This is a genomic window from Paractinoplanes polyasparticus (assembly GCF_019710575.1).
Classification (GTDB): domain Bacteria; phylum Actinomycetota; class Actinomycetes; order Mycobacteriales; family Micromonosporaceae; genus Actinoplanes; species Actinoplanes polyasparticus.
On sequence record NZ_JAHWFK010000024.1, the window covers coordinates 105,204 to 122,082 of the forward strand.

Sequence of the window (16,879 nt, forward strand, 5' to 3'; positions counted from 1 at the left end):
GTCACAACAGCATGCTCCCACGCTCGCCGAGCCCGATGCTGTGCAGCAGCCACCAGTGGCCGCCCAGCCCCGACGGCTCGATCAGCTCGCCCTCGGCGCCGGCCGCGGCCAGCGCGCGCACGTATCCCGCCGGGTCGCTGCGTGCGAGGTCCAGCGGGGGCCGCCCACCGTCGACTCCGAGCGCTTTCAGCGCCTCACGCTGGCGAACCAGTACGTACGGCGTCCCGGCCGCACCCGCCACGGCATCCATCGCCACGTGCGCCGTCACATCGCAGGACCCGTCCGGCACCGGCACCACCGACCGGCCGGCCCGGAACCCGGTCAGCGTGCCCATCGGCGGCCGCTCCGCACGCCGATGCCCGTAGTCGATGGCCAGCGCGCACCCCCGCCGCACCTGCCCGACAGCGTCGGCCCAGGCGGCGTCGCGCGGCCACCCGATCTCGGCCCGCCCCGCCTGCGGCCACCACCGCCGCAGCCAGAACAGGTCGGCCGGGTCGACGAGCCCACCCAGCGATTCGTCACCGGTCGCGGGCTCGACCAGCACTTTCCGCAGCCGCCCCTCGTCGTCGAGGTCGGCGATGTCGAGCGGCACATTGTCGAGCCACTCGGTAGCAATCAACAGCCCGACGAGATGGTCCGGGATGTCCGCTCGCCACTCGATGCCGTCCGGAAGATCCGGAGGCCGCGGGGCAAGCTCGACGGCGGTGAGGTGCACCCGCTCGGGCAGCAAGGACCGCAGTCGAGCCAGCAGCTCACCACGCCCCGCACCCACATCAACCAGGTCGAACGCCTTGGGCCGGCCCAGGGCGGCGTCGATCCGCTCGATCAGCCGCAGCAACGCCCCGGCGAACAGCGGGGAGGCGTGCACGCTGGTCCGAAAGTGGTCGCCCGGCCCCTCCCCGGCACGAACGAAGAAGCCCCCGGGCCCGTAGAGCCCGGCCTCCATCGCCACCCGCCACCCAGCTTTCACACCCGCCACCCTAGGCGCTCCGACCCGAGCCGGAGGGTCCTGTGGACAACGCTTCCCCGCACCGGTCATGCCTGTGGACAGCTCGGCCGCCGGGCCTTGACGAGGCGTACGTTCACCCCCATTGCCCCTTGGCGGGCGGGGGCTGGGGATGGCCGCGCGAACCAGCAGCGTTGATCTTGCGGCGAGGGCGGACCGGTCCGAGTTGAGCGGTGATGGTCTTGTTCACACGGTCTTGTCACCGGTGTGTTACGGCGGCGCATACTTGCCCCGACCGGTACCCCGTGCTTGAGGACTGGATCTTGATATGAGCGCATCGTCGCCCCTGACTGTCGGCGTTGTGGGGGCAGGCCGGGTGGGTGCCGTTCTCGGCGCCGCCCTGAATGCCGCCGGGCACCACGTGGTCGCCGCCGCTGCCGTTTCCACCGCCTCCCGCAGCCGGGCTGCCCGCCTGCTGCCCGGCGCCGCGATCCTGCCCGCCGACGAGGTCGCGCGCGCCGCGGACGACCTTCTTCTGCTCGCCGTGCCCGACGACGCGCTCGCCGGCGTCGTCTCCGGCCTGGCCGCCACCGGCGCGCTGCGTCCGGGCCAGGTCGTGGCGCACACCTCGGGCGCGCACGGGCTCGCGGTGCTCGGCGACCGGCGCGGCATGGCCCTGCACCCCGCGATGACCTTCACCGGCACCGCCATCGACCTCGAACGCCTGCCCGGCATCGCCTGGGGCGTCACCACGGCCGACCGGGTCTTCGCGGCCCGGCTCGTGGCCGACCTGGGCGGCGTCCCCGAGTGGGTGGCCGAGGACGCCCGCCCGGTCTATCACGCGGCACTCGCCCACGGGGCGAACCACCTGGTCACCCTGGTCAACGAGGCCGCCGACCTGCTGCGCGCCGCGGGCATCGGGGAGCCGTCCCGCATCCTGTCGCCGCTGCTGCACGCCGCGCTCGACAACGCGCTGCGGCTGGGCGACGCCGCGCTGACCGGTCCGGTTTCGCGGGGCGACGCCGGCACCGTCGGCAAGCATCTCGATCGCATGCCGGTCGAAGCCGTGCCCGCCTACCTGGCCCTGGCCCGCCGCACTGCCGATCGGGCCATCGCCTCCGGGCGCCTGCGACCGCAGGATGCTGCTCTGCTGCTCGACGTCCTGTCCCGCGCCGCGGTGGGGAGTCCGTCATGACGTACGTGATCCACACCCGCGCCGAGTTGGCCGGCGTAACTCGCAAGGCCGTCACGAGGGCCGTCGTGATGACCATGGGCGCCCTGCACGAGGGCCACCGGCAGCTCATGCGCGAGGCCCGCAGGCGCGCTGACGAAGTGATCGTCACGATCTTCGTCAACCCGCTCCAGTTCGGCCCGAACGAGGATTTCGACAAGTACCCGCGGACGCTGGAGGCCGACATCGAGGCGTGCCGGGCCGAGGGCGTCGACGTGGTCTTCGCACCCGCCCGCGACGAGGTCTACCCGGGCGGCCCGCCGTCGATCACGATGAACGCCGGTCCGCTGGGCGAGATCCTCGAGGGCGCCAGCCGTCCGGGCCACTTCGCCGGGATGCTCACGGTCGTCCACAAGCTGCTCATGCTGACCCGCCCCGACCTGGCGTTCTTCGGCGAGAAAGACTTCCAGCAGCTCGCGCTGATCCGCCGGATGGCCGTCGATCTCGAGCTCGGCGTCGAGATCGTGGGGGTGCCGACCGTACGCGAACCGGACGGCCTGGCCATGTCGAGCCGCAACCGCTACCTGTCGCCGGACGAGCGTCAGGCCGCCCTCGCACTGAGCCGGGCGCTGCGCGAGGGCGCCACCCACACCGAGGCCGACGCCGCGCTGACCGCCGCCCGCAAGATCCTGGCCGACGAGCCCGGCGTGCGGATCGACTATCTGGCGCTCACCGGCGCCGACCTCGGAGCTCCCGCGGCCGGCCCGGCCCGCCTGCTGGTGGCGGCCCGTGTCGGCGCCACCCGGCTCATCGACAACGTTCCGCTGACTCTGGAGAAGGTCGCCTGATGGTCCGCACCATGCTCAAATCCAAGATTCACCGGGCGACCGTGACCCAGGCCGACCTGCACTACGTCGGGTCGGTGACGATCGACCTCGACCTGCTGGAGGCGGCCGACCTGCTCCCGGGCGAACAGGTCGCGATCGTCGACGTGACCAACGGGGCCCGCCTCGAGACCTACGTCATCCCGGGCGAGCGGGGCAGTGGCGTGATCGGCATCAACGGCGCCGCTGCCCATCTCGTACACCCCGGCGACCTGGTCATTCTCATTTCGTACGCCCAGCTCGAGGACGCCGAGGCGCGTACCTACCGGCCGCGGGTCGTGCATGTGGACGCCGGCAACCGGATCATCGAGCTCGGGGCCGATCCGGCCGCGGCCGCCGACGGCATGGCGGGTGGCCTGACCCGGGGCGACCTGAGCGCCACCGGGGTGGCGATTTCCTGAACGCCGCCGATCCGGTTTCGATCACCATATGATCTGAAAACGGACATCGCGGCGCGAGGGAAGGTGTGGTTCATGCGACACCGGCTCGGGCTCACTGCTGTCCTGGGCCTGGTGCTGCTCGCGGCCGGCTGCGGCAAGCCCGGCGGCGTCGACGGCGACCTGACCAACGGCTGGGGCGCGATGGCCCCCGCGTCCGGCTTCGAGCCGAACACCGGTGCCTGCCACAACGCCAACTTCAGCCCGGTCGGCCCGCGGGGCACGTACGAAGAGGTCGACTGCGCGGCGAAACACCGGACCGAGACGGTGTACGTCGGCACGTACGAATCGCCCGCGGCCGACGCTGACGTCCCACCGGCGGACGGCTCGGCCGGGGCCAAGGCCGCGTACTCGGTCTGCGACCAGAAGACGACGACTTTCGCCGGCGGCCCGTGGCGCAACGCCCGGCTGTGGATCGGCGTGACCCGCCCGACCGAGGCGGCCTGGAACGGCGGCGCCCGCTGGTACCGCTGCGAGGTGCTCGAGCTCAACTCGGTCGAGGACGACGGCGGGCTGGTGCAGCGCGAGGGCAGCCTGCGCAACGTGCTCGCCACCGGCGCTTCGGACCTGATGCTCACCTGCTACGCGATCCAGCTCGACGGCAACGGCGCCATCGCCACCATGCCCGCGGTGAGCTGCGCGGCCAAACACAACGGCGAGTTCGCCGGGGTCTGGTACGCCAAGGACCTCGACTATCCCAAGGACGACGCGACCTGGGCCAAGTTCCACGACGGCTGCCGCGAGCTGATCGCGGATTACGTGGGTGTGCCCAAGGACGCCGACCTGCAGTACCGCACGGGCGTGGTGTCGCTGCCGGGCGGTGCCGACGTCTGGGCGCTGGGCGACCGTGGCGTGCGCTGTTACCTCTGGCTCGACGGCGTGGAGCTCACGTCGACGGTCAAGGGCAAGGGCGTCAAGAGCCTGCCCGTGCAGTACAAGTAACGGTGGCCACGAATGTCCACCCCGGCGCCGAAGTGCCGTACCGGCGGAGTGTACTGAGCGGATGTTTGTCGCCGACCTTCCGGAACTGCCCAGTCGGCTCGCCGCGCCCGACCCGGGCTGGAGCGAGACCACCGACGTGCTGGTGGTGGGTTCCGGCGTGGCCGGCCTGACCGCCGCGCTGCATCTGCGCGAGCAGGGCCTGCACGTCACCGTCGTCACCAAGGTCAACATCGACGACGGTTCGACCCGGTGGGCCCAGGGCGGCATCGCCGCGGTGCTCGATCCGCTCGACACCCCGGCCGCCCACGCCAACGACACCGAGATCGCCGGCGTCGGGCTGTGCGACCCGGCGGCCGTGCGCGTTCTCGTCGAGGAGGGGCCGGCCCGCGTACGAGAGCTGATCCGGCTCGGTGCGGCCTTCGACCGCCACGCCGACGGTTCCCTGATGCTGACCCGCGAGGGCGGGCACCGCGCTGACCGCATCGTGCACGCGGGCGGCGACGCGACCGGGGCCGAGGTGCAGCGTGCCCTGCACGAGGCTGTGCACCGCGACCCGTGGATCCGCCTGGTCGAGCACGCGCTCGTCCTCGACCTGCTGCGCGCCGCCGACGGCCGGGCCTGCGGGCTCACCCTGCACGTGCTCGGCGAGGGCTCGGAAGACGGCGTCGGCGCCATCCTGGCCCGCGCAGTCGTGCTGGCCACCGGCGGCATGGGCCAGATCTACTCCTCCACCACCAACCCGTCGGTCTCCACCGGCGACGGCGTCGCTCTCGCGCTGCGAGCCGGCGCGCTGGTCAGTGACGTCGAGTTCGTGCAGTTCCACCCCACCTCGTTCGTCACCGCGAGCGTCAACTCGGTGCAGCGTCCGCTGATCTCCGAGGCGCTGCGCGGCGAGGGCGCTTACCTGGTCGACGAGACTGGCGCGCGGTTCATGGTCGGTCAGCACGAGCTGGCCGAGCTGGCCCCGCGCGACGTGGTGGCCAAGGGCATCCACCGGGTGCTGCGCGCGACCGGGGCCGACCACGTCTATCTCGACGCCCGTCACCTGGGCCGCCAGTTCCTCGAGCAGCGCTTCCCGACGATCGTCGCGTCCACCCGCGCCGCCGGCGTCGACCCGGCGTCCGACCTGATCCCGGTCGCGCCGGCCGCCCACTACGCGTCCGGCGGCGTCCGCACGGACCTCGCCGGCCGCACGAGCATCCCCGGTCTCTACGCCTGCGGCGAGGTCGCCTGCACCGGCGTGCACGGCGCCAACCGCCTGGCCAGCAACTCCCTGCTCGAGGGCCTGGTCTTCGCGAAGCGCATCGCCGACGACATCGCCCGTGAGCTGCCTCCGCAGGCCGATCCCGCGCCTGCCGGGCCCCGCAAGGACTGGGTGGTCGCCCCCGCCGTCCGCCCCGAGCTCCAACGCACGATGACCCGCGGCGCGGGCGTGCTGCGTTCGGCCGACTCGCTGTCGGCCACCGCCAAGGAGCTGACCCGCCTGGCCGAGCAGCGCGACACCCCGCGCAACGCCGCCTGGGAGGCGACGAACCTGCTGACGGTGGCGACGGTGCTGGTCGCGGCCGCGCGCACCCGCCGCGAGACCCGCGGGTGTCACTGGCGTGAGGACTTTCCCGGGGCTGAGGACGAGTGGCGCGGCCACCTGCTGCACACCCTCGACCGCCGGGCCCGTTTGACACAGTCCTTCGAAGAGATGGCCTGACCACAGGGGGAACGATGAACGAGTTGGACGTCGCCGAGGTCGAACTGATCGTACGCACCGCGCTCGCGGAAGACCTGGGCTCGCCGCCGCACGACGTGACCAGCGAGGCCACCATTCCCGCCGACCAGGTCGACACGGCCGAACTGGTGGCCCGGGCCGACGGCGTGGTGGCCGGCCTGCCGGTGGCCGCGGTGGCCTTCAACGACACCTCCGGCGGCGCCGACGTCTTCGAGCAGCGGGTGGCCGAGGGCGACCGGGTCACCCGCGGCGACGTGCTGGCCGTCGTCACCGGGCCCACCCGGGCCCTGCTCACGGCCGAGCGCACTGCGCTCAACCTGCTCAGCCGCATGTCCGGCGTGGCCACACACACCCGCCGCTGGGCCGACGCGTTGGCGGGCACCAAGGCCACCGTCCTCGACACCCGCAAGACCACGCCGGGCCTGCGCTACCTCGAGAAGTACGCGGTGCGGATCGGCGGCGGCACCAACAAGCGTATGGGCCTGTACGACGTCGCCATGATCAAGGACAACCACAAGCTGGCCGCGGGGAGCATCACCGCCGCCTACCGCCTGGTCCGCGAGCGATTCCCCGAGGTGCCCGTGCAGGTCGAGGTCACGACGCTGGCCGAGGCCCGCGAGGCGGTCGAGGCCGGAGCGACGTTCCTGCTCTGCGACAACATGACGCCCGACCGCCTGCGCGAGGTGGTGGCCGAGGTGGGCGACCGCGCCGAGCTCGAGGCCACCGGCAACCTACGCTTGGAGACGGTCGCCGAGTACGCGGCCACGGGCGTCAACTATCTCTCGGTGGGCGGCCTGACCCACTCGTCGCCCATCCTCGACATCGCCATGGACCTGCGTCCCCGTTAGGACGCAGCGGGGCGCGGCGGTGACCGGTCGGGACGACCTGGAACCATGGACGAAACCCCCTCTGGAGGATTTCCGTGCTCCTCTGCATCGACATCGGTAACACCAACACCGTGCTCGCCACCTTCGACGGCGACAAACTGGTCCACAACTGGCGGATCAAGACCGACGCCCGGTCCACCGCCGACGAGCTGGGCCTGATGTTCCGCGGCCTGCTGGCCGGCGACGCGGTCGAGATCACCGGCGTCGCCGCCTGCTCGACCGTGCCGGCGGCGCTGCGGAGCCTGCGGACCATGCTGGGCCGCTACTACGGCGAGCTGCCCAACGTGATCGTCGAGCCGGGCGTCAAGACCGGCGTCCAGCTGGCGATCGACAACCCCAAGGAGGTGGGCGCCGACCGGGTGGTCAACACCCTGGCCGCGCACGCCCTCTACGGCGGGCCGTCGATCGTCGTCGACTTCGGCACGACCACCAACTTCGACGTCATCAGCGAGAAGGGCGAGTTCCTGGGCGGCGCCTTCGCCCCGGGCATCGAGATCTCCTTCGACGCCCTGGCCGCCCGGGCCGCCCAGCTGCGCAAGGTCGAACCGGCCAAGCCGCGGTCGGTCATCGGCAAGAACACCGTCGAGTGCCTGCAGTCCGGCATGTACTTCGGCTTCGCGGGCCAGGTCGACGGCATCGTCAGCCGCATGATCGACGAGATCGGCCCGGTCAAGGCTGTTATCGCGACCGGCGGCCTGGCCTGGCTGGTCAAGGACGAGTGCCGGACGATCACCGCCCACGAGCCGATGATCACGCTGATCGGGCTGCGGATGGTATATGAGCGGAACGTTTGAATGAATGGTTCCGGGGTTCCGTTTATGTTTTCCGCTGCGGGAAGGCTCTGAGTAGGCTTCTGGGGCCCAACCCACTCTTACAGAGAGTCGTGCCGTGACCGAGCAGAATGTCGCCGTCCCTGATCCCGCCGAGGACCTTCCCGAGCAGATGCGGGTCCGCCGGTCGAAGCGGGACCGGATGCTCGCCGAAGGGGTGTCCCCCTATCCGGTGACCGTCCCTCGGACGGCGACGCTGAAGCAGGTCCGCGAGCAGTACGCCGACCTGCCCGTCGACGCGGCCACCGGCGACCAGGTGTCGATCACCGGCCGGGTCATCTTCGTGCGCAACGGCGGCAAGCTGTGCTTCGCCACGCTCCGCGACGGCGACGGCACCGAGATCCAGGCCATGCTCTCGCTGGCCAAGGTGGGCGAGGAGCGCCTGACCGCCTGGAAGCAGCTGGCCGATCTGGGCGACCTGATCTCGGTCACCGGCGAGGTGATCACCAGCCGCCGTGGCGAGCTCTCGGTCCTGGCCGACTCGTGGGCGATGAGCGCCAAGGCCCTGCGGCCGCTTCCGGTGGCCCACAAGCCGCTTTCCGAAGAGACGCGGGTACGCCAGCGCTATGTCGATCTGATCGTCCGGCCCCAGGCTCGCGACATGGTTCGCACGCGCGCCACGGCCGTGCGCAGCCTTCGCGAGTCGCTGTTCCGCCGCAATTATCTCGAGGTGGAAACGCCAATGTTGCAGTTGCTGCACGGCGGCGCCACGGCCCGGCCCTTTGTGACACACAGCAACGCCCTCGACACCGATCTCTATCTGCGGATCGCGCCGGAACTGTTTTTGAAGCGGGCCGTCGTCGGCGGCATCGATCGCGTCTTCGAGATCAACCGCAACTTCCGCAATGAGGGGATGGACTCGACGCACTCGCCGGAGTTCGCGATGCTCGAGGCCTACCAGGCGTACGCCGACTACAACGTCATGCAGCAGCAGACGCGGGAGTGGATTCAGGAAGCCGCGTTCGCAGTCGCGGGGTCACACGTCGTGACGCACTTTGACGGCACCGAGTTGGATCTGAGCGGTGAGTGGACATCGGTGACGCTCTATGGATCTCTCTCCGCGGCGCTCGGCGAGGAAGTCACCCCGTCCACCGATATCTCGCAACTGCTGCGTTATGCCGAAAAGCACGACCTTTCCGTCGATCCGAAGTGGGGCCCGGGCAAGCTCGTCGAGGAGCTGTTCGAGCACCTCGTGCAGCACACGCTCCAGGCGCCGACGTTCGTGCGGGACTATCCGGAGGAGACCGCGCCGCTGACCCGCGCACACCGGGAAACCCCTGGTCTCACCGAGAAGTGGGATCTCTACGTCTCCGGTTTCGAACTGGCCACCGCCTATTCCGAGCTGGTCGACCCGGTCGTGCAGCGCGACCGGCTGCTGGCCCAGTCGTTGCTGGCGGCCGGGGGCGATCCCGAGGCGATGCAGCTCGACGAGGATTTCCTGCGGGCCATGGAGTACGGAATGCCGCCCACCGGTGGGATGGGAATGGGAATCGATCGCCTCTTGATGGCGCTCACCGGCCTGGGCATTCGGGAAACGATCCTCTTCCCGCTCGTCCGCCCCGAGTAAGCATCCGGGGATAGCATGACGGGATAGCTCCCGGTCAACGTGCGAGGGCGCCGGAACAGGCCCGTGCCGGAAATGTTCTGACCGCCATTGACGGACGATGCCGCTGTGGCGTTATTGTCTGTGCGTCGCATTGGGGAGAACCTGTGTTCGGGAGGATAACGGCGCGTGGCCAAGCAGATCATTCACAAGCTGGTCGATGACATCGACGGAGGCGACGCCGACGAGACGGTGAAGTTCGCCCTCGACGGCATTCAGTACGAGATCGACCTCTCGGAGAAGAACGCCGCCAAATTGCGGGAGCTCTTCGACCCGTACGTGGACGCCGGATCCAAGGTCGCCCGCGGCGGTGTGGTCGTGGGTGGCCGGGCCGCCCGCGGCCGGGGCGGCGCAACCGCCGACCGGGAGCAGAACAAGGCGATCCGGGAGTGGGCCAAGAAGGCCGGCAAGGACATCTCCGACCGGGGTCGTATCCCGCAGGAGATCGTGGACGAGTTCCACGCCAAGGGCCCGGGGCGCAACTGACCCACGAACTTCCAGCCCCCGGACAGATGCAGCAGGGCCCGTCGCACCTCGTGCGGCGGGCCTGTTGCTTTTCGCTCGCTCTTCGGTCGTCCGCCGTAGGGTTATCCACAGGTGGGACGACGTTGTCCACAGCCTGTGGATGGTCGTTCCCGCGATTTCGCTGTCCGCGTAGCCGTTCCACTGGGGGAACAGCGGCTGAGCGTGCGAAGTTGGCTAAATCAACGTTGCGGAAGGTTTCGAGGGGCCACGAGGGCCCAGAAAGACCACCCGGCGGCGATAGAGTTGTCAGTACGGGTATCACCGATGCCCGTGCGCTGGCCCCGCCAGTTCACATGGCGCACGGCACGTGAGGAGCACGAGGGCATGTTCGAGCGGTTCACCGACCGAGCGCGACGGGTTGTCGTCCTGGCCCAAGAAGAGGCCCGGATGCTCAACCACAACTACATCGGGACCGAGCACATCCTGCTCGGCCTGATCCACGAGGGCGAGGGCGTCGCCGCCAAGGCCCTCGAGAGCCTGGGCATCTCCCTCGAGGGGGTGCGGCAGCAGGTCGAGGAAATCATCGGCCAGGGTCAGCAGGCGCCGAGCGGGCACATCCCGTTCACGCCCCGCGCCAAGAAGGTTCTCGAGCTGTCGCTGCGGGAAGCGCTGCAGCTCGGCCACAACTACATCGGCACCGAGCACATCCTGCTCGGCCTGATCCGCGAGGGCGAGGGCGTCGCCGCCCAGGTCCTCGTGAAGCTGGGCGCCGACCTCAACCGGGTCCGTCAGCAGGTCATCCAGCTGCTCTCCGGCTACCAGGGCAAGGAGCCGGCCGCGGCCGGCGCCGCGGCGGGCGAGGCCGCGCCGTCGACGTCCCTAGTGCTCGACCAGTTCGGGCGCAACCTGACTCAGGCCGCCCGTGAGGGCAAGCTCGACCCGGTCATCGGGCGCGAGAAGGAAATCGAGCGGGTCATGCAGGTGCTGTCCCGCCGCACCAAGAACAACCCGGTGCTCATCGGCGAGCCCGGTGTCGGCAAGACCGCGGTCGTCGAGGGCCTGTCCCAGTCGATCGTCAAGGGCGAGGTGCCCGAGACGCTCAAGGACAAGCAGCTCTACACGCTCGACCTCGGTGCGCTGGTCGCCGGTTCCCGCTACCGCGGTGACTTCGAGGAGCGCCTGAAGAAGGTCCTCAAGGAGATCCGCACCCGGGGCGACATCATCCTGTTCATCGACGAGATCCACACCCTGGTGGGTGCGGGTGCCGCCGAGGGCGCGATCGACGCCGCGAGCATCCTCAAGCCGATGCTGGCCCGCGGCGAGCTGCAGACCATCGGCGCCACCACCCTCGACGAGTACCGCAAGCACCTGGAGAAGGACGCCGCTCTCGAGCGCCGCTTCCAGCCCATCCAGGTCGGCGAGCCGTCGCTGGCGCACACCATCGAGATCCTCAAGGGCCTGCGTGACCGCTACGAGGCCCACCACCGCATCAGCATCACCGACGCGGCCCTGGTCGCGGCGGCGACGCTGGCCGACCGCTACATCTCCGACCGCTTCCTGCCGGACAAGGCGATCGACCTGATCGACGAGGCCGGCGCCCGGATGCGTATCCGCCGGATGACCGCGCCGCCGGACCTCCGCGACTTCGACGAGCGCATCGCCCAGGTGCGCCGCGACAAGGAGTCCGCGATCGACGCGCAGGACTTCGAGCGGGCCGCGCAGCTGCGCGACAAGGAGAAGCAGCTGCTGGGTCAGAAGGCGCAGCGCGAGAAGGAGTGGAAGGCCGGCGACCTCGACGTCGTGTCCGAGGTCGACGACGAGCAGATCGCCGAGGTCCTGGGCAACTGGACCGGCATCCCGGTCTACAAGCTGACCGAGGAAGAGACGTCCCGGCTGCTCCGCATGGAAGATGAGCTGCACAAGCGGGTCATCGGCCAGGAGGACGCGGTCAAGGCCGTCTCCAAGGCCATCCGGCGCACCCGGGCCGGCCTCAAGGACCCGAAGCGCCCGTCCGGCTCGTTCATCTTCGCCGGCCCGTCCGGTGTCGGTAAGACCGAGCTCTCCAAGGCGCTGGCCGAGTTCCTCTTCGGCTCGGAAGACGCTCTGATCCAGCTCGACATGTCCGAGTTCCACGACCGCTACACGGTGTCCCGCCTCGTCGGCGCCCCTCCCGGGTACGTCGGTTACGACGAGGGTGGCCAGCTGACCGAGAAGGTGCGTCGCAAGCCGTTCTCCGTGGTCCTCTTCGACGAGATCGAGAAGGCCCACCCGGACGTCTTCAACACGCTCCTGCAGATCCTCGAGGACGGCCGCCTGACCGACGGTCAGGGCCGCATCGTGGACTTCAAGAACACGGTCATCATCCTGACCACCAACCTCGGCACGCGCGACGTGGCCAAGGCGGTCTCCCTGGGCTTCCAGGCCTCGGAGGACGTCGAGAGCAACTACGACCGGATGAAGGTCAAGGTCAACGACGAGCTGAAGCAGCACTTCCGCCCGGAGTTCCTCAACCGCATCGACGACACGATCGTCTTCCACCAGCTCCGCCAGGAAGAGATCCTCCAGATCGTCGACATCTTCACGGCGCGCATCGAGGGTCAGCTCAAGAACAAGGACATGGGTCTCGAGCTGACCGACAACGCCAAGAAGTACCTGGCCAAGAAGGGCTTCGACCCGGTGCTGGGCGCGCGGCCGCTGCGTCGCACGATCCAGCGCGACCTGGAAGACACCCTCTCCGAGCAGATCCTCTTCAACGAGCTGCGCCCCGGCCAGATCGTGGTCGTGGACTGCGAGGGCGACCCGGAGAACATCGAGAAGTCCAAGCTGGTCTTCAAGGGCGCCGACCGGGGAATCGCGGTTCCCGACGCGGTTCCGGCCGACCTCGGGGCTGCGACCACCGAGGAGTAGGCGCCACGTAGTTCACGACAACGGCCCGGCTGCGACGCAGCCGGGCCGTTGCGCGTCCCGGGGCGACATCCGGGAAGAGCCCGCGCACGCGTCGGGGGGAACGCGTACGCGGGCGGATGCTGTCAGCTCAGCCGTAAAACTGTTCCGGCCGAGCCGACGGAGATGGTGGAGCCGGTGATCCGCAGGTAGCCGCCGCCCTCGACGCGCAGCTTGAGCCCGGTGCGGACGGCCTCCCGCCGAACCGCGAGCGGGGTGGTGCCCAGGCGCAGGTCGGGTCCGACGAACTGTGCCGGATGGTCGACCGAGCGCAGCACCTCGGTCCCGTCGGCCCGCGCCTCGAAGCGGAACTGGGTGGCTGCCAGGTCGCGGGGCGCGCGCTGCACCACGACGGTGCCGCCGGCCGAGTGCCGCACGTAGTCGTCCGGCCGGTCGGCCGGCGTGATCCGCACGATCGGGCCGCCGTCGCCCACGGGCACGCCGAACAGCGGTGTGCCGTCCGGATGCCAGTAGAGCCGTTGCACCCGGGCATGCCGGTTCGGGTCGTAGAGTGGGTCGCCGGTGATGTCCCGGTAGTCGCGGGCGTGATAGACGAGCACGTCGGTGCGCCCGTCCTCGGCCACCGTGAACGAGTTGTGCCCCGGCCCGAATCTCTCGGTCGAAGCGTTGGTCACGAAGATCGGGTCCGGCATCTTCACCCACGACTCCCGCCGCAGCAGGTCGGCGTCCGCGTCCGCGGTGAGCAGGCCCATGCAGTACCGGGCGTCGGTGGCGCTGGCCGAGAAGGTCAGGAACACCCGCCCGTTGCGGATCAGTACGGCCGGCCCCTCGTTCACCCGAAAGCCCTGGATCTCCCAGTCGCGGGTGGGCGTGGTGATCCGGGTCGGCTTGCTCGCGAGCGACCACGGCGTGCCCATCCGGGCGATGTAGAGGCTGGTGTTGACGGCGATCTCCGGCTCGCTCTGCGCCCACACCAGGTAGCGGCGGCCGCGGTGCGCGAAGGTCGTCGCGTCCAGCGTGAAGCCGTCCCACTCGGTCATCAGCTGGGTCTTGAGCTGCCAGCCACTGGGGTCCAACGGGTCGGCCAACGGCGATTCCAGCACGTACGTGCGGATGCGGAACACGTCGTCGGAGTCACCGGCGGCGAAGTAGACGTACCAGCGGCCGTCGATGCGGTGCAGCTCCGGCGCCCAGATGTGCCCGGCCATCTTGCCGCTGGCCGGGCGCCGCCAGATGACACTCTCGGCCGCGCCGGACAGTCCGGCCAGGGTGGACGCTCCGCGCAGGGCGATCCGGTCGTACTCGGGGACCGAGCCGGTGAAGTAGTACCGGCCGTCGGTGCGAGGCGTGATGAACGGATCGGCTCGCTGAGTGACCAGGGGCTGGACGGTCGGAACGCCGTAGATCTCGGCGTCGGAGCGCGGCTGAGCGGCCGTTGCCGGTGATGAGGACGCCAGGCCGAGCCCGGCCACTCCGGTGCCGGCGGCCACCCCGAGAAGCGTGCGTCGCCTCAGGCGGAAAGACATGCGGTGGCTCCCTATCGGGTCTTGAGGCGCAGGAAGGTGACCGAACTGGCCGGGAACTCGCGGGTGAAGGACGAACCCAGGCCGCGGACGGTGGTGGTCACGGGCTGGATCGGCTCGGCCGAGCGGGTGTTCTGCTCGCCCGGGTCGCCCGCCAGCACGGTCATGCGGCCCGTCGAGGCCACCTTGAGCCGGCCGAGGTCGACCTTCGTGAGTGCGGGAGCGGTGGAGGCGTTGACGACCTTGACGATCAATTCGCCCGTACGAAGGTCGCGGGTGACCACCTGGGCGAACGGCTCGGTGACCTTGTTGTCGTCGAAGCTGCCCCACACCTGACCGTCGCGGATCAGGGTGACCTTCGTGCCCCGGACCTCGATCCTCAGGTCGTACGTCTGACCGGTGTTGACCGTGTCGGACCGGGTGAGCAGCTGTTCCTTGGCGGCGGCGGACCCGGTGGCCTTCTCGATCGCGCCCTGCGTGTTGTTCCAGCCGCCGAGGTTCCACCAGTACCAGGTGCCCGAGTCCTTGATCCCGAACGGAATGAGGAAGCCCTCGTCGCCGGCGGTCTTGGTGGCCTTCACGCTGATGTCGTAGTCGGTCGCCGTGATGTTCGCGGCCGCGGCGACCATCGTGTTCTCGGCCGCCGCGTCGGTCTGGGTGTACGCGCCGTCGGTGACCGTCCACGTGCCGCGGTTCTCGATCGGGCTCCAGCCGTCGGCGTTGCCGTCGTCGAACTTGTCCTCGAGCAGCACCGTGCCGTCCGGCGCGGTCACCTTCAGGTCGTCGTAGCGGGCGGCGGTACGCCAGGTCGAGAGCCCGACCCGGCCGGTGACCGGCTGCGGCTGCACGACCCGGCCACCCGACACCGAGGAGGGGACCACGCGGTCGCCGACGTTGTTCATGAACAGCTTCTGCATCTGGTAGCTGGTCGAGCCCCAGGACTCGTCGTTGTCGAACCAGATCAGGTCCGGCCGCCACTGCACGTTGTCGATGTTGGCGAGCAGCGGCGCGTACGAGGCCATCCTGACCACGTCGGCGTTACGTTCGAGCCCGGTCATGTAGGCCGCCTCGGACAACGAGTTGAAGAACTTGGCGTCCTGCGAGGCGTACTCACCGAGGAAGACATTCGGCCCGTTCCGGTCGTACGAGTCGTAGCGGTCGTTGTTCTGCAGGAACCAGTTCGGGCTGTTGTAGTAGTGCTCATCGACCATCTCGGTGCCGGCGGCCCGGTTCTTGGCCCACAGGGTGTCGAAGGTGACGCCCATGTCGTCCGGCCCGGAGTTGCTGATCACCGTGATGCCCGGGTGCTTCGCCTTGATCGCGTCGCGGAACTGGAGGAAGTTGGCGAAGTACTCCTCGGGCAGGTTCTCCTCGTTGCCGACCGCCACCATGGTCAGGCCGAACGGCTTCGGGTGGCCCATCTGGGCCCGCACCCGGCCCAAGGTCGAGGTGGCCGGGCCGTTCGCGAACTCGATCAGGTCGAGGGTGTCCTGGATGTGCCGCCGCAACAGTGCGGGGTCGTCGGTCGCGCGGTTCTGCCCGCAGCCGGTGACCAGCGCCGGCACGACCGGTAGCGGAGCCGCCCCGATGTCCTCACTGAACTGGAAGTACTCGAAGTACCCGAGGCCGTAGCTCTGGTTGTAGCCCCAGAAGTTCGCGTTGGTGGCGCGCGTCTCGACCGGACCGACGGTGTCCTTCCACTGGTACGAGCGGGCCCGCGGGAAGTTCGCGGTGGCGTCGTACGCGTAGTGGCTGCCCGTGTTGACCAGGCATCCGCCGGGGAACCGGACGAAGCCCGGGCGCAGCGCCGCCACCTTCTCGGCCAGGTCCCGGCGCAGCCCATGGCCCTTGTACGTGTCACGCGGGAACAGCGACACCATGTCGAGCCGCGTCGTGCCGGCGCCGGTGGTGTTCACCGAGAGCCGGCCGATGTCGCTGGTGGCCGTGGCGCGCAGCGACCCCGCGTACCGGGCCCAGGTGTCGCCCTTGAGGTTGATCTTGATCGGGGTGGCCAGCGCGGCGCCGCCGGTCGTCGCCAGGGTGACGGTCAGCGGGGTGCCGGCGGTGTCGCTGCGCGCCCAGACCGAGAAGTCGTAGCGCTTGCCCTTCTCGACCGCGATGCCGCTGTTGTACCCGGCGTTGGTGATGCTGCCCGGGCCGGTCAGCCGCAGGTAGGTGCGGTTGCGCTCGTTGAGGCGGGCGTCGTCGTCGACGGTGGTGACCGTGCCGGTTGCCGCCCAGCCGGTCAGGCCGGTGTACGACTGGTTGTCCGCGCTCCGGAACTCGAAGGAGCGGTTGCGGACCAGTTCGGCGTAGAGCCCGCCGTCGGCCGCGTAGTTGATGTCCTCGAAGAAGACGCCGTACATCTCGTCGCTGATCGCGGCGCCGGTCGCGCCGGAGTCGACGGTGATCGTGTAGTCGGGATCGGCGGCGGCGACGGCCGGTGGGGCGACCGCGAGGGGCAGGGCGGCAACGGCAGCGACGATGCCGGCCGTGCGGGCTCGGAAGCGGGACACCGGGATCCTCCCGTTGTTCGCGCGCACAACGTCGCAACTCAGTGCTCA

Annotated in this window: 13 protein-coding genes; 10 read left to right on the forward strand and 3 right to left on the reverse strand. The window is 69.9% G+C overall.

Features of this window, described 5'->3' with window-relative positions:
* Window position 1: 1 nt before the first annotated feature.
* Entirely contained in the window at window positions 2-970 is a 969-nt protein-coding gene (locus KXC43_RS23335; RefSeq protein WP_221378242.1) for an SAM-dependent methyltransferase, read from the reverse strand.
* A gap of 304 nt (window positions 971-1,274) precedes the next feature.
* Here KXC43_RS23335 and KXC43_RS23340 point away from each other — a divergent pair, with 304 nt between their 5' ends.
* The 10 genes from KXC43_RS23340 to KXC43_RS23385 all read left to right on the forward strand — a co-directional run bounded on the left by KXC43_RS23340 (window position 1,275) and on the right by KXC43_RS23385 (window position 12,795).
* Complete coding sequence (locus KXC43_RS23340) at window positions 1,275-2,141, forward strand: Rossmann-like and DUF2520 domain-containing protein (protein ID WP_221378243.1); 867 nt, start codon at window positions 1,275-1,277, stop codon at window positions 2,139-2,141.
* Window positions 2,138-2,965: a pantoate--beta-alanine ligase gene (gene panC / locus KXC43_RS23345; RefSeq protein ID WP_221378244.1), complete on the forward strand. Its 828-nt coding sequence runs from the start codon at window positions 2,138-2,140 to the stop codon at window positions 2,963-2,965. The genes KXC43_RS23340 and panC overlap by 4 nt, the downstream gene beginning before the upstream one ends.
* Window positions 2,965-3,402, forward strand: a complete 438-nt coding sequence (panD, locus tag KXC43_RS23350; RefSeq protein ID WP_221378245.1) for an aspartate 1-decarboxylase — start codon at window positions 2,965-2,967, stop codon at window positions 3,400-3,402. The genes panC and panD overlap by 1 nt, the downstream gene beginning before the upstream one ends.
* A gap of 72 nt (window positions 3,403-3,474) precedes the next feature.
* Entirely contained in the window at window positions 3,475-4,380 is a 906-nt protein-coding gene (locus tag KXC43_RS23355; RefSeq protein ID WP_221378246.1) for a septum formation family protein, read from the forward strand.
* Between the two features lie 61 nt (window positions 4,381-4,441).
* Complete coding sequence (locus KXC43_RS23360; protein WP_221378247.1) at window positions 4,442-6,085, forward strand: L-aspartate oxidase; 1,644 nt, start codon at window positions 4,442-4,444, stop codon at window positions 6,083-6,085.
* 14 nt (window positions 6,086-6,099) lie between these two features.
* Entirely contained in the window at window positions 6,100-6,951 is an 852-nt protein-coding gene (gene nadC / locus KXC43_RS23365) for a carboxylating nicotinate-nucleotide diphosphorylase (RefSeq protein WP_221378248.1), read from the forward strand.
* Window positions 6,952-7,025: 74 nt separating this feature from the next.
* Window positions 7,026-7,784 carry a type III pantothenate kinase gene (locus tag KXC43_RS23370; RefSeq protein ID WP_221378249.1) on the forward strand — a complete coding sequence of 253 codons (759 nt, stop codon included), beginning with the start codon at window positions 7,026-7,028 and terminating at the stop codon, window positions 7,782-7,784.
* Window positions 7,785-7,878: 94 nt separating this feature from the next.
* On the forward strand, window positions 7,879-9,387 hold the full coding sequence (gene lysS / locus KXC43_RS23375) for a lysine--tRNA ligase (RefSeq protein ID WP_221378250.1): 1,509 nt from the start codon (window positions 7,879-7,881) through the stop codon (window positions 9,385-9,387).
* Between the two features lie 165 nt (window positions 9,388-9,552).
* Window positions 9,553-9,909: a histone-like nucleoid-structuring protein Lsr2 gene (locus KXC43_RS23380; RefSeq protein WP_221378251.1), complete on the forward strand. Its 357-nt coding sequence runs from the start codon at window positions 9,553-9,555 to the stop codon at window positions 9,907-9,909.
* A 363-nt stretch (window positions 9,910-10,272) separates the two neighbouring features.
* Entirely contained in the window at window positions 10,273-12,795 is a 2,523-nt protein-coding gene (locus KXC43_RS23385) for an ATP-dependent Clp protease ATP-binding subunit (RefSeq protein WP_221378365.1), read from the forward strand.
* A gap of 122 nt (window positions 12,796-12,917) precedes the next feature.
* Here the strand turns inward: KXC43_RS23385 and KXC43_RS23390 are convergent, their stop codons facing one another.
* Both KXC43_RS23390 and KXC43_RS23395 read right to left on the reverse strand, forming a co-directional pair.
* Window positions 12,918-14,318: a glycoside hydrolase family 43 protein gene (locus KXC43_RS23390; protein ID WP_221378252.1), complete on the reverse strand. Its 1,401-nt coding sequence runs from the start codon at window positions 14,316-14,318 to the stop codon at window positions 12,918-12,920.
* A gap of 11 nt (window positions 14,319-14,329) precedes the next feature.
* Entirely contained in the window at window positions 14,330-16,831 is a 2,502-nt protein-coding gene (locus KXC43_RS23395; RefSeq protein ID WP_221378253.1) for an alpha-L-arabinofuranosidase family protein, read from the reverse strand.
* Between the last annotated feature and the right edge of the window lie 48 nt (window positions 16,832-16,879).

What these genes read in the sequence shown, in the direction of transcription:
- KXC43_RS23340 (WP_221378243.1), top strand. Translation starts at nt 1,275, where the DNA reads ATGAGCGCATCGTCGCCCCTGACTGTCGGCGTTGTGGGGGCAGGCCGG.
- panC (WP_221378244.1), top strand. Translation starts at nt 2,138, where the DNA reads ATGACGTACGTGATCCACACCCGCGCCGAGTTGGCCGGCGTAACTCGC.
- panD (WP_221378245.1), top strand. Translation starts at nt 2,965, where the DNA reads ATGGTCCGCACCATGCTCAAATCCAAGATTCACCGGGCGACCGTGACC.
- KXC43_RS23355 (WP_221378246.1), top strand. Translation starts at nt 3,475, where the DNA reads ATGCGACACCGGCTCGGGCTCACTGCTGTCCTGGGCCTGGTGCTGCTC.
- KXC43_RS23360 (WP_221378247.1), top strand. Translation starts at nt 4,442, where the DNA reads ATGTTTGTCGCCGACCTTCCGGAACTGCCCAGTCGGCTCGCCGCGCCC.
- nadC (WP_221378248.1), top strand. Translation starts at nt 6,100, where the DNA reads ATGAACGAGTTGGACGTCGCCGAGGTCGAACTGATCGTACGCACCGCG.
- KXC43_RS23385 (WP_221378365.1), top strand. Translation starts at nt 10,273, where the DNA reads ATGTTCGAGCGGTTCACCGACCGAGCGCGACGGGTTGTCGTCCTGGCC.
- KXC43_RS23390 (WP_221378252.1), bottom strand. Translation starts at nt 14,318, where the DNA reads ATGTCTTTCCGCCTGAGGCGACGCACGCTTCTCGGGGTGGCCGCCGGC.